The 15,492-nt window shown below is 73.1% G+C and carries 7 protein-coding genes; 1 reads left to right on the top strand and 6 read right to left on the bottom strand.

The features are described 5' to 3' along the window. Positions 1 to 38 precede the first annotated feature (38 nt). The 6 genes from EDD90_RS14570 to EDD90_RS14545 all read right to left on the bottom strand — a co-directional run bounded on the left by EDD90_RS14570 (position 39) and on the right by EDD90_RS14545 (position 14,791). The gene (locus EDD90_RS14570; RefSeq protein ID WP_123973432.1) at positions 39 to 3,518 is read right to left on the bottom strand and encodes a right-handed parallel beta-helix repeat-containing protein; all 3,480 of its coding nucleotides are present in this window, start codon (positions 3,516 to 3,518) and stop codon (positions 39 to 41) included. Continuing rightward, positions 3,515 to 7,003 (bottom strand): hypothetical protein, encoded by a 3,489-nt coding sequence (locus EDD90_RS14565; protein ID WP_123973431.1) that lies wholly within the window; start codon positions 7,001 to 7,003, stop codon positions 3,515 to 3,517. Before EDD90_RS14565 ends, EDD90_RS14570 begins: the two co-directional genes overlap by 4 nt. A 4-nt stretch (positions 7,004 to 7,007) precedes the next feature. Continuing rightward, complete coding sequence (gene eccB / locus EDD90_RS14560; protein ID WP_123973430.1) at positions 7,008 to 8,549, bottom strand: type VII secretion protein EccB; 1,542 nt, start codon at positions 8,547 to 8,549, stop codon at positions 7,008 to 7,010. Positions 8,550 to 8,561: 12 nt separating this feature from the next. Beyond that, positions 8,562 to 9,956 (bottom strand): type VII secretion integral membrane protein EccD, encoded by a 1,395-nt coding sequence (gene eccD / locus EDD90_RS14555; RefSeq protein ID WP_123973429.1) that lies wholly within the window; start codon positions 9,954 to 9,956, stop codon positions 8,562 to 8,564. A 94-nt stretch (positions 9,957 to 10,050) separates the two neighbouring features. Continuing rightward, positions 10,051 to 14,040 (bottom strand): type VII secretion protein EccCa, encoded by a 3,990-nt coding sequence (gene eccCa / locus EDD90_RS14550; RefSeq protein WP_123973428.1) that lies wholly within the window; start codon positions 14,038 to 14,040, stop codon positions 10,051 to 10,053. A 304-nt stretch (positions 14,041 to 14,344) separates the two neighbouring features. Further along, positions 14,345 to 14,791: a DUF1772 domain-containing protein gene (locus tag EDD90_RS14545; RefSeq protein ID WP_123973427.1), complete on the bottom strand. Its 447-nt coding sequence runs from the start codon at positions 14,789 to 14,791 to the stop codon at positions 14,345 to 14,347. 91 nt (positions 14,792 to 14,882) lie between these two features. Between EDD90_RS14545 and EDD90_RS14540 the strand changes: the two genes are divergently transcribed. Beyond that, positions 14,883 to 15,461 (top strand): TetR/AcrR family transcriptional regulator, encoded by a 579-nt coding sequence (locus EDD90_RS14540; RefSeq protein WP_123973426.1) that lies wholly within the window; start codon positions 14,883 to 14,885, stop codon positions 15,459 to 15,461. Positions 15,462 to 15,492: the final 31 nt, after the last annotated feature.

Below are 15,492 nucleotides of genomic sequence, written 5' to 3'. Positions count from 1 at the left end.
GTCGAAGGATCGCGCGACCCGGCAGTGGCGGACGTTTCTCATGTCCGCACCAGAGACTCCGTTTGCTGATGCGGTGGTTCCGTTTGGCCCGGTGTCGGCTTCGCCACTTCCGCGGCGGAGGTGGGCGGTTCGGTGGCGGAGGCGGGCGGCGCCGGGGCGGCGGACTCCTGGCCGGGTGCCCTGTCGGGAGCCGCGTCGGGTGCCGTGCCGGGCGTTGCCGGAGGCTGGGGGAGATCCGAGGCTGAGACGGTACGGGTACGGGCGGACGCCGCGAGCCGCTCCGCCAGGCGGAGTGCCTCCCAGGCGCCCCCGCGTGGCGGCGAGGCCTCGAAGGAGGCGGCCAGCACCTTGGCCGCCTCGTCGGACAACTTGAACCCGAAACCGTGGAGTTGACGCCTCATCAACGCGATGGCCTGGTCGGCGGTGTAGGGATCGAGCCGGAGGTACTCGGCGAACTCGTGCACTATCTCGCCGCGTTCGCGGGTCAGCTCCCGCAGCCCGGCAGGCGATCCGCACAGCGCCAGCACCGTGCCACCCGGGGTGGCGGCCAATCGGGCCAGCCCGTCGAGCACCGCCGTACGCTCGGCCTGGGGGCGGCGGCCGAAGGCGTCGTCGAGGTGAAGCACCAGCAGTCCGCCCTCCGCCTCCTCCAGGGCCGTGGCCAGCCGGTAGGCGGGCTGCTCCGGCCAGCGCGCCGGGAGGGCCGACAGCCGCACCTCGTGGACGGTGCCCGTGGTCAGCAGCCCGGCCTCCGTGAGGCACCGCCCGTACACCCGGGCCAGCGCCCGTCGGCCGCTGCCCAGCGGGCCCTCCAGCACCACATTGGCCTGTGCCGAGATCGGCCTGCCCGGCTGCGCCTGTGCCTCCACGAGCGCCTCCAGCCGGTTGCGCAGCGCTGCCCGGGCCGTGTCCAGACCGGTCATCGCCGCCAGCTTCCGCAGCCCCGCGGACGGGCCTGCCGCCCCGGTGGCGGGGCCCGGCTGCCGCGTCGGGGCGGCGGCCTCCCCGGTACGCGGGGACGGGGCTCCCGCGTCGCCCTTCGCACCGGCCTGGTCGGCGGGCACCGTGATCACGTCGGCGCCGGTCAGCCGGGACAACTCGTTGTCGTCGTGGGGCGGTTCGGCAGCGAGACGGGACGCCTGCTTGCTGATCATCTCCTCGAAGACCTGCCGGGCGACCCGCCCGTTGCCGAAGGTGTCGCTCTTCGGCACGTCCTCGAAGTAGCGGTCGAGCGCGTCCAGCGCCGATTCCGACAGCTCGTAGTAGTGCTTGGCGCACAACCCCCGGACGATGGTGACCAGTTCCTCGGGGCTGTAGTTGGGGAACTCCACGGTGCGCGCGAACCGGGAGGCCATACCGGGGTTCGAGGCGAGGAACTGGTCCATCTGGGCGGAGTACCCGGCGACGATCACGACGACCTCGTCGCGGTGGTCCTCCATCAGCTTCATCAGGGTCTCGACGGCCTCCTGACCGAAGTCCGGGCCGGTGCCACGGGACTGGTTGGTCAGCGTGTACGCCTCGTCGATGAACAGCACGCCGCCGAGCGCCTTGTTGAAGACCTCGGTCGTCTTGATGGCGGTACCGCCGATGATCTGCGCCACCAGGTCGGCGCGGGCCACCTCCACGATGTGGCCCTGGCTGAGGATGCCCAGTTCCGCGAGGACCGCACCGTAGAGACGGGCCACGGTCGTCTTGCCGGTGCCGGGCGGCCCCGCGAAGACCAGATGCCGGCTCATGGGCGGCATCGGCAGGCCCATCTCCTGGCGGCGCTGCGTCATCTTGTTGAGGTTGATCAGGCCGGTGACCTCGCGCTTGACGCTCTCCAGACCGACCAGCGCCTCCAGTTCCGCCAGCGGGCCGGTACCGGTGTGACGGGCCCCCTGCGACTGCGGACCGCTCTCCTGGCCGCTCGCACCGCCGAGCGCGTCCGCGCTGGTGACCGTACGGCCGGACGGGGCACCGCCGGTGTCCACCCGCTCCACCGACACCTGGCCGGACTTGAGCTGGTGCACCGGCACACCGCCGTTGTCACGCACCTCGCAGTCGTGCACCCGTACCGGCTCGTCGGTGTTGCAGCGCACCCCGTCGCCGCCGTTGTCGAAGACGGCACAGTTGGTCAACTCGGCCCGTGAGGAGGCCTGTACATGGACGCCATGGCCACGTGCGCCGTTGACCCGGCAGCCCACCGCGGTGACCGCGCCGCCCCCGGTGACCCGCAGGCCGTCGCTGTCCGAGCCGGTGAACTCGCTCTCGCGCACGGTGAGTTCGGCCTCGGCGCCGACGACCGTGGTGCAGCCGGAGAAGGCCGAGCCGTCCAACTCGGCACGCGCGCCCGAGGCGAGGGCGAGCCCCGTGCCGCCGCCGGAGCGCACCCGTACCGCCGACAGCGTCGCAGAAGCGCTGTCCTCCAGCTCGACGGCGACCGGTCCGCCGACGGCCAGCTCGGCGGAGCGCACGGTCAGCCGAGCCTTGGGCCCCGCCGCACGCAGCGCGGCGCCATTGCCGCCCTCGGTCTTGAGCCGCTCCAGCACCACCTCACCGCCCTGCGCGTGCACGGCGACCGTCCCGGCGCCCTGCACGGTCAGATCGGCGCCTTCGGCGCGTCCGTCGGCCTCCACCAGCAGACCGGTCGGCGTACCGCTGATACGGCAGCCCTCCAGCCGGGGACGCCCGCCGGGTGCCACATGGACGCCTTCGCGCCCGGCACCGGAGATCACACAGTCGCGCAGCACCGGTGCGCTGCCGCCGCCGACGTGCACCGACTGTCCCCCCGAACCGGAGAACGAGCAGCGGGTGAGCACCACTTCGGCCGTGCTCGTCAGATACGCGTCCAGCGCCGCGCTCCCGGTGACCTCCACCTCGGTCAGGTCGGCGCGGGCGTTCTGCTCCACGGCCAGCGCGGGCTTGCCGCAGCCGGAGATCCGGGTGGCCTCCACCACCGCCGTGGCCTGTCCGTTCACGCAGACGCCGTTGCCGCGGGCCCGGTCCAACTGGCATTCACGCAGCGTCAGTCGGCCGTGCTCGGCCACCACGACCGCCGACGAACCGACCTCCTGGATACGCGAGCGCTCCACGACGTTGCCGCCGCCGGAGGTGATCACGATGCCGGCGCCCTGGGCGTTGGTGATGTGGCAGTCGCGCAGGGCGACCACGCCGTCCTGCCAGGCCAGCATGGCGGCCCACGCCTCGCCGGCGATCTGGCACCCGTCGAGCGCGGCCTGCCCGCGCCGTACGTCGAGGACCGGTGCCTCCCGGTCGGTGCCGGACAGCTTCAGACCGGTGAGCTGCACGGCCTCCGCCTCCAGCACCACGGTGCTGCCCGAGGCCGAGGAGATCTCCACCGTGCCGCCCGTGCCCTCGGCGGCCAGTGTCACCGCGCGGGTGATGTAGAGCGTCTCGTCGTACCGCCCGGGGGAGACGGTGATCAGCGCGCCGTCGGTGGCGTCCGCCAGGGCTTCGCCGATGGCGCGGTAGGCGCCGGGACGGTCCGGGGACACCAGTAGCACGGGCCGGGTCACAGCTTCGCTCCCTTGTCAGACGCACTCATGTCGCCGCCGTCGCCGCGCGGACGCCGCGGCTGCGCCGCACCGATCAGGCCCGGGGGCGTGCCGAAGCGTTCCTCCGGCAGGGTGCCGCCCTGCTCGCCGTCTGTGGCCGCCGCGGAGGCGCCCGCGTCGTTGGCGCTCAACGCGCCCGCCGCACGCTCGAGACCGTCGAGGGCGATCTCGTCCAGCGGGACGCGCTGGACGTCCACCTTGCCGTCGGAGGCGATCTCCGACGGCGACAACTCCCGCATGAGGACCGGCCCTTCACCGTCCGAGGGGCGCAGCACCTTGAACGTGGTGCCGGGCAGGAACACCACCCGGTACGGCTCGGACGGGTCGATCAGGCTGGTACGGCGGGCCGTCATCGACCAGATGAGGAAGTCGGTGCCGTTCTCGGGACCGGGGTGCGGCGCGCTGTACGCGGTGCAGAACGCCCACTCGGTCGTCAGCCGGCCCTCCCGGTACCACCCGCGCTCCATGGCGGTGGCGGGGGCCCGCAACAGCGCCGCGCCACGGTAGGACGGCAGCCTGCGCAGCCCCGCCGCCACACAGCGCGCCAGGGGGACGTGCGGGCCGACCTGCGCGGACCGCACCGCGTCGTCCACCTGCCGGCTGTCGCCGGACAGGTAGAGCCGTACGGCCACCAGATCGGTGAGGGCGTCGGCCGCCTCGCTCCGACTGCCGCCGCGCAGCCCCGGGGACTCCGACATCACCCGTGAGACCGTGCCCGCGACCGCGTTGTACTGCGTGCTGAAGGTGCGCCGCACCCAGTCACGTTCCTTGCTGGTGCCGCGTTCCGGCAGCACGGCGCAGGCCGAGCCCTTGGGCACCGGCTGGACCCTTACCCCCGCTCCGGCCGCCGGGGCGGCGGGCGGCACGGCGCTCCCGGGTCCGTCGGACGCGGCCGGTGCGAGGGAAGGCGTGACCGGACCGCCGGAGCCGTCGGGCACCGGCGCGGGACCGGGACCGGCAGGCTGTGCGGGAGCGGCGGCCGGCGCGTCGGACTCCAGCCGGATCATCCGCGCCGGGGCCGGGACGGCCCTGGCCGCCGGCTTGGGTACGGCGGGCACGGGCGCTTGGGAAGCCTGAGGATCCTGAGGGTCCGAGGGCGGCGTCCGCAGCGCTTCCGGGTCCTGCGGCACGGCGGCTGCCGGCCCGTCCGGCGCCGACGACGGAGTCTGCTGGGTCCGCCGGGCCTGCGTGGCGGGTGCGTCCGGTGCCTGAGGGACACCCGGCTCGGCGTCCGGGGCGTCCGGTGCCGTCTCCTGGGTGTTCGCGGGTACGGAAGTCGGGCCGGACTCCCGGCCGGACTCCGGGGCGGGAACAGGCGGCTCCGGCCGGAGGGCAGGCGTCGGCTGCTCGCCGGAGCCGCCGGAGCCGCCGGTGTCGGCACGGTCGGGCGCGGCGGGGCGCGGGGCGGTCCGCGGCGGCCCGACCGGAGCCTCCGGCTCACCTGTGGGCGCCGGCTCGGGCACGGTGGGCGGCTCGGGGCCGGCCGGCGTGACGGGACCGTTCGGTGCGGGCGCAGGCGCGGGCGGTACCGGACCCCGCGCGGGTGGGGGTACCGGGAGCGGCTCAGCTGCGGGTGCCGGCTCGGACACGGTGGTCAGGGCGGTCAGCTTGGGCAGCTTGGGGCGGGACGGCGTGACCGGACCGTTCGGGTCAGGCGCGGGCGGTACCGGACCCCGCGTGGCGTCCGGCGCCGGTGGGGGCATCGGGAGCGGCTTGCCGGTGGGCGGCGGCTCGTGCGGGGCGTGCGGGCGCGGGCGGGGTGCGATGCTCCCGGCCTCCGTGGCCACCGTCGCCACGCGAGCGGCCGCACCGCTCGTCTCGTCCCCGTCCGCCGCGGACCGGCCGGCGTCGGACTCCGTGCGGGGCAGGGCGGCCGACGGTACGTCGGATTCGGTACGGGCGGCCTGGGGCGCCGGGGCAGGTGCGACCGCCGAGGCAGTGTCGTTCCTGCCCGCGACGCGAACGGCCGGTGACTCGTCGAGCTGGTTCAGCGCGGACGCCCGGCCGGGGGCGCCGGCCGGGACGGCGGCGCGCTCCCGGCCCTCCTGCGACCGGCCCGTGGACGCCGGGGCCCAGGGCGCGACATCGACCGGGCGGCGCTGCCTGGTGAGGGGCGGTGCGACCTGCTGCGGGCCGTAGACCGCGGGGTCCTGCGGCGACCACAGATAGGCGTCGTCCGGTACACCGGCCGCCACGCCCGGCGCGTCGGCGGGTACGACGGTGAAGCCCACGCGACGGTCCGGGTCGAGCTTCCACAGCATGTCCTCGGCGAGCGCGCGCATACGGTCTTCCGCGCCGGGGGTGCTGCGGTCGTAGAGGATGGCCGCATAGCCGGGCGCCGCCGGTATCCGCCGTACCGCGTCACTGCCCACGGGTTCGACGGACGGGCGCATCCACAGTCCGCTCTGCACGACCTCAAGCACCGCGTCGTGGGCGTACTCGTAGACGCCGGCGGAGATCTCCGGCACCTCGACGAGCGGCCGGCGCAGGCCGAAGAGGGCAGGCGGGGCAGGGGTGTCGCCCGTCCGCGGGAAGTACATCAACTCGCTGACGAACGGCCGGTGGCCGAGCGTGCCGTCCGGCCGCAGCGAGGCCACCTCGGGAGAGTCGAGACCGACGCGCGCCGAGACGGGTACGCCGGTGTACAGCACCACCTGCTGGCCGAGGGCGTCGGCGAGTTCCTGGCCCAGCGCTTCGGCGCCCTCGGGCAGCGCGACCGGCCCGAGGTGCAGAAAACGCACCCAGGAACGCGCGGACGGCAGGACGGTGTCCCACAGCCGGGCCACGTCCGACAGCGTGACGGGAGGCCCGCCGGGGCTGCCGAGGACCACGGTGAGGATCTCGGGGTGACTCGGCAGACGGTCGACCAGCCGCTGGCCGCTCTCCGGGGAGTCGGGGAGGTAGGGGCTGCGCACCCACACGCCGCTGGGGACGGGTTCGACCAGGCCATGGCCGCTGGTCGCCCAGGGGCGGTCGAAGGTCGAGAACTCCCAGCGGGGCTTGGGAAAGCGCCGGGAGTCGCGTTTCGCCGGGCGGCCCGGACGGAAGCTCAGCCACCCCGCACCGTGCTCACTGGGGATGAACAGGCCGCCGCCGTCGGTCGGCAGCACCTCGCCGTCCGGGGCCAGCACCAGCCGGTCCAGCCGGTCCGCGATCCGCTGGGCGGTGCGCCGCGACTCCTGCGGCGTGGCGCGACCGAAGACCAGGCGCAGGCTGTGACCACGGTGGGCCAGCAGGCGTGCCACCGCGTCCGCCGAGTCCTCCAGCGTGCCGAACGGCAGGTCCACCACGGCCACGGTGTGCTGGGGATCCGGCGCCAGCCCCGCGGCGAACGCGGCGGCCTGCGGGTCGGGTTCGCCCTTGGGATGGATCAGCAGCGCGTGCCCCACGGCGCGGCACTGCAGACCTGTCCCTGCCGCCCGCACGGCGCCCACTCGGATACGCATCCGCTCACCCCACCCGCGCCGAGTGGCCGGTGGGTGACGGGTCCGTGCTCACCGAGGGAACAGGAGCGGAGCCCGCAGCGGGTGCGACGCCCTTCGCCGACGATCCCTTCGCCGACGATCCCTTCGCCGACGTTCCCTGCGTCGACGTTCCCTGCGCCCCGCCGAGACCGCTCGTGGACGACGGCGAGTCCGCCGAACTTCCGTCCTGTGCCGCCGCGTTCACGGTCAGCGCCGCCACCGTGCGGCCCAGCTCCGGCCCGCGCGGCAGCACGGCCAGCAGGGTCTCCGGCAGGGGCACCGCACTGGCGCCGCCGATGCCGAGGTCCTGCGCGGCGGCGGAGTCGCCCAGCGGATAGGCGATGCCCCGGTCGGTGACGAGGTAGGTCAGCGGATGCGTCGCCCGTGCCGCAACCTGCTGCTGGTCGACCGCGTACACCCCGTGCGACGGCGGGACCAGCACCTGCCGGCTGCCGGTCGCCGCGGCACCGCCCTCGACCGCCACGGTGGCCTTCAGCCGGGTGCCCTGGGCGGTCTCGCGCAGGCACACCGCCTGCGCGGAGGTGTCGGCGGCCGGGGCGTTGAGGACGTCCGGCAGAGCGTCGGTGAGGGACTGGTCGGCGGAGACATGGGCGGCTGCGATGTCGGTCGCCGACACCTCACGCGGTGCGGGCGCGCCGTGCTGCGCCGCGAGCAGCGCGGCCTCCGTGGCGCTCACCGGGGCCACGCCGTCGGCCGTCATCACGTACGAGCGCTTGGCGCCCGCCGCGGACGTGGTGAACAACTGGCCCACGGCGGCCGGCTGCCCGGCGACCTGCCCGCCGGCCTTGCCGGCCCCGTCGAGCTTCGCCGGGGCGAGGACGGCCCCGGTCGGCACGGCCGCCAGCCAGGCGGCGGGCGCGGCGATGGACCGGTCGCCGTCGAGTCCGAGCGCGATGAGCGTGGCGTCCGACGGCACCGGGTACTTGGTGCCCCGCCACAGCAGGTACCGCTTGCCGTCCGGCGCCTTCAGCAGCAGCTGACGGGCGGCGGGGAAGGCGGCGGCCCGGTCGCCCGGCGCGAAGTCGACGACCCGGCCGGACGGCAGATCCGGCCGCAGGCAGTCGGTCCAGGTCGACGGCAGCAGGGCCGCCGGGGTGGGCAGGGAGTCGGGGGCGCCGCTGATCCCGACCGGGGCGCCGTGCGCCACGTCGGCCAGCGCCTTGGCCTGCACGGTGCGTACGGTGCCGTGGCCGGTCAGCAGCAGGGCGGACGCGTAGTTGCGTACCGGGCGCAGCTGTCCGTCCAGGTAGAGGTAGCGGTTTCCGGTCTCCTTCTCCACGATGATGGAGCCCGGCTCCCGCCACGCCTGAGTGGTCACCGGCGACAGCTTCCCGTAGACGAGGAATCCCGCGCACAGCAGCACCACGATGCCGGCGCCGAAGAAGGTGCCGAGCGCGGCACGTTTGGTGGGGCTGTCGCCGCGGCCGGGGTCGCCGCTGACGAGGGCGGTGGCGAGGCGGCCCATGGCGAACTGGTACGCCTGCATGTGATCGCGTCGTGTCTGCACGCTCCGGCCCCCTCAGCTCGCCAGCGAGCGGAAGTAGGAGTACGCGTGCAGGGCTTGGAGCAGCAGCGGCAGCAACGCGATGGCGGTGATCGTCTCCAGCAGGTCGCCGCTGTGGCCCCACACCGGGAGCAGCCGTCCGCGCGGCAGCCGCCAGGCCGCCGTCAGCAGGGCGGCGACCGCCGCGAGCAGCACGGCCACCACGGCCACCCGGGCTCCGGTACCCGCCAGGGCGAACCGGGTCAGCAGCACCGTGATCAGTCCGATCGCTCCGGCCACCACCATCGGCACCCGCTGCGCGGTCCGGTTCAGGCCGCGCGACCGCAGCAGCACCGCACCGGCGAACACCAGCGGCAGCAGCCAGCCGATCCAGCCGGTGCCACGTGTCATGTACCAGAAGGCTCCGGCGTAGACCAGCGCGGAGGACAGGCTGAGGGTGTCGAGGTAGGCGCTGGCCAGCTTGACCCGGCTCTCCACCCGCTCCTGTGGCTCCGGGTCGATGTCCTCCTGCAACTCCTCTGCGTTGTGCGGCAGTCGGGGGACGCGCAGCCGGGCCATGCGCAGGGTCAGCCGGGGCCCGAAGTGGCCCAGTACGAACATCGCGACCGCCACCACGGACACCGCCTGGGCGCCGTGCCAGCCGGCCGCCCGCATCAGCCCGATGCCCACGGCGGCGGCGAGCGCGGTCAGCAGTACGGTGCCGGGGACCACCAGCGGCAGCGGACGCAGCGCCAGCAGACTGACGGAGAGCACCACCACACAGGCCGCCGCGGCCAGCACCCCCGGCATCCCCGGTGCGTAGCCACCGTGCGGGCCCTGACGGACCGCCAGTCCGGCGAGTGCGCCGAACGCCAGCGAGCCGAGGCCGGCCACCAGCACGGTGCCCCGGTCGGCGCCGAGCCGGGCGGCGACCACGCAGCCGGCGGCCAGCAGTACGGCGATCACCCCGGCGCCGGCCGCGGTCGGCACCCCCGGGCCCAGCCCCAGCAGGGCGGCGGCCAGCGCGGGCAGGGCCAGCACCGCCATGGCCAGCGCGAGCCCCCGGGTCAGCTCCGGGCGCCAGCGGCCCGGCAGCGCGTCCACGGCCTGCGCCACACCGTCGGCGACGTCGTCGAAGTGCAGCGCGGGCAACGGCTCCTCGGCGGGCCGCAGATGGAGGACGTCGCCGTGGCGCAGGGCCAGCGTGGCCGGGGTGCCGTCGGCGTCGAGAGGCTCCTCGCCGAGCCGTTGCAGCACCCAGGGCGTACCCCGGTCGGCGGTGTCCTCGGTGACGTGGCGCACCAGCACCGGCAGCAGCGCGGAGACCGGTGTGGTGAGCGGGATCGCCAGGTCGGACCGGCCGGTGGGACCCACCACCGTCACCCGGCAGACCTCCGAGGCCGGTGCGGTGACCGCATGCGGTGAGGTCATCGTGCTGCTCCTGTGGTGCGGTGGTGGGGGGCGGGCGGAAGCGGCGAGAGGCCGTGTGGGGCGGCCGGGGACCGGCGCGGTTCCGGGTGTCGGGTCACGGGGTCACCAGTCCGGTCTGTACGAGCTTGACCGACCGGCGGGTGACGAGCTGGGCCCGGCCCGAGGGGAGGGTGCGCGGCTTGGCCTCGCCGAGGAACTTGCCCTCCTCCTTGGGATACGAGAACAGCAGCGCGGGGTTGCCCAGTTCCCACAGCCGGCGCAGCACCGGGTCCATCATGGCGCGGACGGCGCCGGAGGTGCTGCGCGCGACCACCAGGTGCATGCCAATGTGGAGGCCCTGTGCGAGCAGGGGCACCAACGGTGCCATGGGCGAGGGCGCGCCCGGGGTGCCGGAGAAGAGGTCGTAGTCGTCGAGGAGGACGAACAGCCGTGGCCCCTCCCACCAGTCGCGGCGGGCCAGCTGCTCGGGGCTGATGTCCGGCCCCGGCACCCGCTTGCCGACCGAGACCGAGGCGCTGGTGGCGAGTTGGGCGAGGGCGTCGCCGTCGACGACGTAACCGACCCGGTACTCCTCGGGCACCGAGGTGAGCAGTCCCCGGCCGGGGTCCGCGACCATGATGCGGGCCTGGTCGGGGGTGTAGCGGGAGGTGATGGAACGGATCATCAGACGCAGCGCGTTGGTCTTGCCGGTCTCCCCGTCGCCGAACACCATCAGATGCGGGGTGGCCGAGAAGTCGTGCCAGACCGGCTCCAGCCGCTGTTCGTCCCAGCCCAGGCAGACCCGCAGATCGCCCTCCGCCTCCGGAAGCTGGCTCACCGGAAGGCGGGTCGGCAGCAGGCGCACGCCGGGGGCGGAACGGCCGGTCCAGAAGGTGTCGATCTCCGCCACTGCCGCCTTGGTGGCGGCCGTGAGGTCGGCGGTCTCGCCGGAGCTGTCCAGCCGGGGCAGGGCGGACAGGAAGTGGTGACCGCCCGCGGTCAGACCGCGGCCCGGCTGGTGCGGGACGGTCGCGGCGGTGCGGGAACCGACCTCGGACTCCATGGAGTCACCGAGGCGCAGTTCGAACTTGGTGCCCAGCAGGTCCCGCAGGCGAGGACGGATCTCCGACCAGCGCACGGCGGAGCCGATCACATGCAGACCGAACGACAGTCCGCGCGCGGCCATGTCGATGACACGCGGCTCCAGGTCCTCGTAGTCCTGGCGCAGGGTGCCCCAGCCGTCGACCACCAGGAACACGTCACCGTAGGGATCGTCGATCTCGCCCGTGGCCCTGAGCGCGCGGTAGGCCGTCATCGACTCCAGGCCGCGTGAGGTGAACTCCTCCTCGCGCTTCTCCAGCAACTGCGTCAGCTCCGCCACCGTACGCAGGACGCGGTCGCGCTCCAGACGGGTGGCGACCGAGCCGACATGGGGCAGACCGGCCGTGGAGACCAGGCCGCCGCCGCCGAAGTCGAGGCAGTAGAACTGCACTTCCTCCGGGGTGTGGGTCAGCGCGAGGGACATCATCAGCGTGCGCAGCATGGTCGACTTGCCGGTCTGCGGGGCGCCGACAAGACCGATGTGACCGTCGGCGCCGGACAGGTCGGCGACCAGCAGCTCACGCAACTGCTCGAAGGGCCGGTCGACGATGGCCAGCGGCACCCGCAGCGAGCCCAGCGCCGGATAGTCCGCAGCGCTCATACCGCGCACCGGGTCGGGGACGATACCGGGCAGCAGCTGGTCGAGGCTCGGGGACTCGGTCAGCGGAGGCAGCCACACCTGGCGGGCCGGCGGGCCGCTCTCCTCCAGCCGGCCGATCAGCACCTCCAGCAGACTCTCCTCGCTCTGCTCGGCGCCCGCGGCCGGCCCGGCGGGCTCCTCGCGCTCGGCGGACCGCAGCGGCCGGAGCTCGGCGGGGTGTTCCTCGGTGCGTTCCGACAGCAGCGTGCCCTGCTGCGCCAGACCGAACACGGTGATCTCCTGGGCGGCCCTGGCCTGTTCGGCGCTCTGCTCCGCCTCGCTCACCGGCTCCGGCGCGGGGCCGGACACGTACGCGGCCTTGAAACGCACCAGGTTGGTCGTGTCCACCTTCAGATAGCCGTTGCCCGGTGCCGACGGCAGTTCATAGGCGCTGGAGACACCGATGACGCTGCGCGATTCCATCGAGGAGAACGTGCGCAGGGCGATCCGGTAGGACAGATGGCCCTCCACCTTGTGGATGCGGCTTTCGTCCAGGCGCTGGGAGGCGAGGAGCAGATGCACACCGAGGCTGCGTCCGAGGCGGCCGATGGAGACGAAGAGGTCCACGAACTCCGGCTTGCTGGCGAGCAGTTCGGAGAACTCGTCGACGATGATCAGCAGCGACGGCAGCGGGGTGAGGTTCACCCCGGCGCCCCGCGCCTTCTCGTAGTCGAACAGCGAGGAGTACCCGGAGTCGCGCAGCAGCTCCTGACGGCGGATCATCTCGCCGTTGATGGAGTCGCGCATCCGGTCCACGAGATGGATCTCGTCGGCGAGGTTGGTGATGACCGCCGAGGTGTGCGGCAGCCGGTCCATCCCCAGGAACGTCGCGCCGCCCTTGAAGTCGACCAGCACCAGGTTGAGGACCTCGGAGGAGTGGGTGGCGACCAGACCCAGCACCAGCGTGCGCAGCAGTTCGCTCTTGCCGGAACCGGTCGCACCGATGAGCAGGCCGTGCGGGCCCATGCCCCCCTGCGCCGACTCCTTGATGTCCAGCTCGACGACCTCGCCGTCCTCCGTGACACCCAGCGGCACCAGCAGGCGGGCCGACTGGGCCTGCCGCGGGCGCCACTTGGCGGCCACGTCGAAGGTGCGCGGGTCGCGGATGCCCAGCAGGGCGGTCAGGTCGAAGTCCGAGTCCAGCGCCTGGTCCGTCAGGTCGACGCTGCCGCTGGTGCGCATCGGCGCCAGGGTGCGGGCCAGGGTGTCGGCCTGGGTGCGGCTGAGCGCGTCGGCCTCGGCGGTGACCGTGTCGTCACCGGAGGGGAAGGCGACACTCGTGCCGTGTGCCGTGAGCCGCAGCACCTTCGGGCCACCGGTCATCGCGCCGGTCGCGTCCAGCAGAACGACGTTGCGCAGCCCGCCGTGCAGCAGCCGTGAGGTCTCCGGCAGCCGTATCCCCTGCGCCACGATCACCACGAACGGCTCGGCCACGCTGGGGGAGGCGTCCGGGTCGTGGTCGGGACGGTCGCGGACGTCCGTGCCCAGCAGCTCCAGCAGCGTGTCGTGGTCCTCGGCCGCCAGCCGGACCGGACCCGCGTCGTCGGCTTCGCTCGGATGGGCGTTGTGCGGCAGCCACTTGAGCCAGTCCCACTCGTCCCGCGCCGACTCACCACCCAGTACGGCGATCCGCAACTCGTCGGGGGAGTGGAACACCGCGAGCTGACCGATCATCGCGCGTAGCAGGGCGAGCGCGGGCTCCGGTTCGCCCGCGAGCTCCACGCTGGTGAAGCGGCGCAGTGCGACCGGGATCGGCAGCCGCGGCACCGTCTGATGCGCCTTGGTGAACCGCCGCAGCGAGATGGCCGTCAGCGGCTCCAGATCCTCCACCGGTTTGGTCTGCGGGGGCAGGAACTCCAACGCCGCCCGCCGGATGCCCTGTCCGATACGGACACGGGCGAAGTCCCCATGAGCGGGGCGGCGTTCCCACAACCGGGCGCCCATCGCCAGTGCCCACAGCTGTCCCGGATCGGGGTTGTCCCACAGCAGGGCGGACCGCTGCTGGGCGGCGGCCTGACGGGCCTGACGACGCTTCTGCGCCAGATAACGCAGATAGTCACGGCGTTCCGCGCGCATCCTGCGGCGGCGCTCGGAACTGGACCGGCCGATCTGGGTCAGCGTCATGCTGATCATGGCGACGCCCATCATTCCGGACATCAAGTACGTCGTCGGCCCGGCACTGCGCATGGAGAACATCAGGACCATGGCACCGGTGCCCAGTCCCATCGGCAGGTACATCAGCGCCGACCCGAAGTCGGCGCTGGCCGGCTCCCCCAGAACAGGTGGCTCGGCCAGTTCGACCTGACCCTCGGGCAACTGCGGACCCTCCGCGCGCGAGGATCGCTTGGCCACCACGGTGCTCAATATGTGACCTCTCTAGCGCGTGCATGCCCGTCGATCCCCGGGCAACGCGAGGTGTTTCGACAGGTGTTGATCGGTTCAACAAGTGGAGTTGGCGGCCCCCGTTGGTCTGATCCTAAGCCTACGAAATCTTTGTCAGATGAACTTACCTTGATGTTATGTATGCCTCCCGGGAAAACTTTGCTTCGTTTTTTAACTCCTTGTAGCTATGGGGAGTTGGGGGACTTGGCCGAAATGCGGCAGGTGAAATCCGCCCAACTCCCCCCGGGGGTCGTTGAAGTTCCTCACTCCGTCAACGGGGCATGGCTCAGACGAGGGCGGCGGCGAGCAGGGTGAAGGCGGCGATCAGGACGGCGACGCGGACGTAGTGGTAGCGGCCCCAACGGTCCAGCTGCTCCTTCCAGTCGGCGGGCCGGTTCTCGGGGGTCCAGGTCTTGTTCCGGTTGTTGATCGGGACGAGCAGCAGTATCGACATGACCACACTGACGATCAGCAGTCCGGCGGCGGTGACGACGAGTCCGGCGCCGTGACGGTGCCATCCGGCGATGGCCCAGATCGCGCTGAGGACCAGCGAGCCGATGTACCAGAACGGCATCAGGGCGCCGAGCATCCGGCCGCCGTGGGCATGGCCGAGCTGGCCGCTGTCCTCGGGAAGTGCGTCCAGGATCCGGTTCATGATGAAGGCGACGGAAAACTCCACCCCCACCATCAGGCCGACGACGACGGTGGTGACGACCTCGAGTGCGTTGAGCATGACGATCCCTCCGTTGAGCTAGCACTGCTAGCGGATGAGGCAACACTAGTACTGCTGCCGCTCGGGTGTCTAGCAGTGCTAGGATCGAATCATGTCGGTACAGGAACGCAAGGAACGCGAACGGGCGGCCCGCGAACGCCTCATCGTGGCGACGGCCCGCGAACTCGCCGAGCAGCAGGGCTGGGACGCGGTCACCACCCGCCGGCTCGCCGAGCGCATCGAGTACAGCCAGCCCGTCCTCTACAGCCACTTCCGCGGCAAGCGGGAGATCATCGGCGCCGTCGCCCTGGAGGGCGCCACCGAAATGGCCGCGTTGCTACGGGCCGCGACCCGTGCCGCGGACGGCCCGCGCGCCCGGGTCGCCGCCCTGGCCCGCGCCTACCTCGACTTCGCCGCACGCAACCCGGCGGTCTACGACGCGTTGTTCCAGCTCGACGGCGGCCTGGCCTACGCACAGGAGGACACCCCGCAGCCCTTGAAGGACGCCTTCGCCGCCCTTCTGGAGAGCCTCGGCGAGGTCGCCGGGGACGGTGTCGACCCGGGGCTGTTCACCGAGGTGTTCTGGGCGTCCCTGCACGGCCTGGCGACCCTGACCCGTGCGGGCCGCCTGCTGCCCGAGTACGCCGAGCCGAGGGTGGAGCTGCTGGTGGACCGGCTCGCCGTGATCTGACGCGACGGCCCGGCGCTCCGACCCGGTACCC

The sequence above is a fragment of the Streptomyces sp. Ag109_O5-1 genome (assembly GCF_003814875.1).
GTDB lineage: Bacteria > Actinomycetota > Actinomycetes > Streptomycetales > Streptomycetaceae > Streptomyces > Streptomyces sasae.
This window is presented reverse-complemented; position numbering and strand designations above follow the sequence as displayed.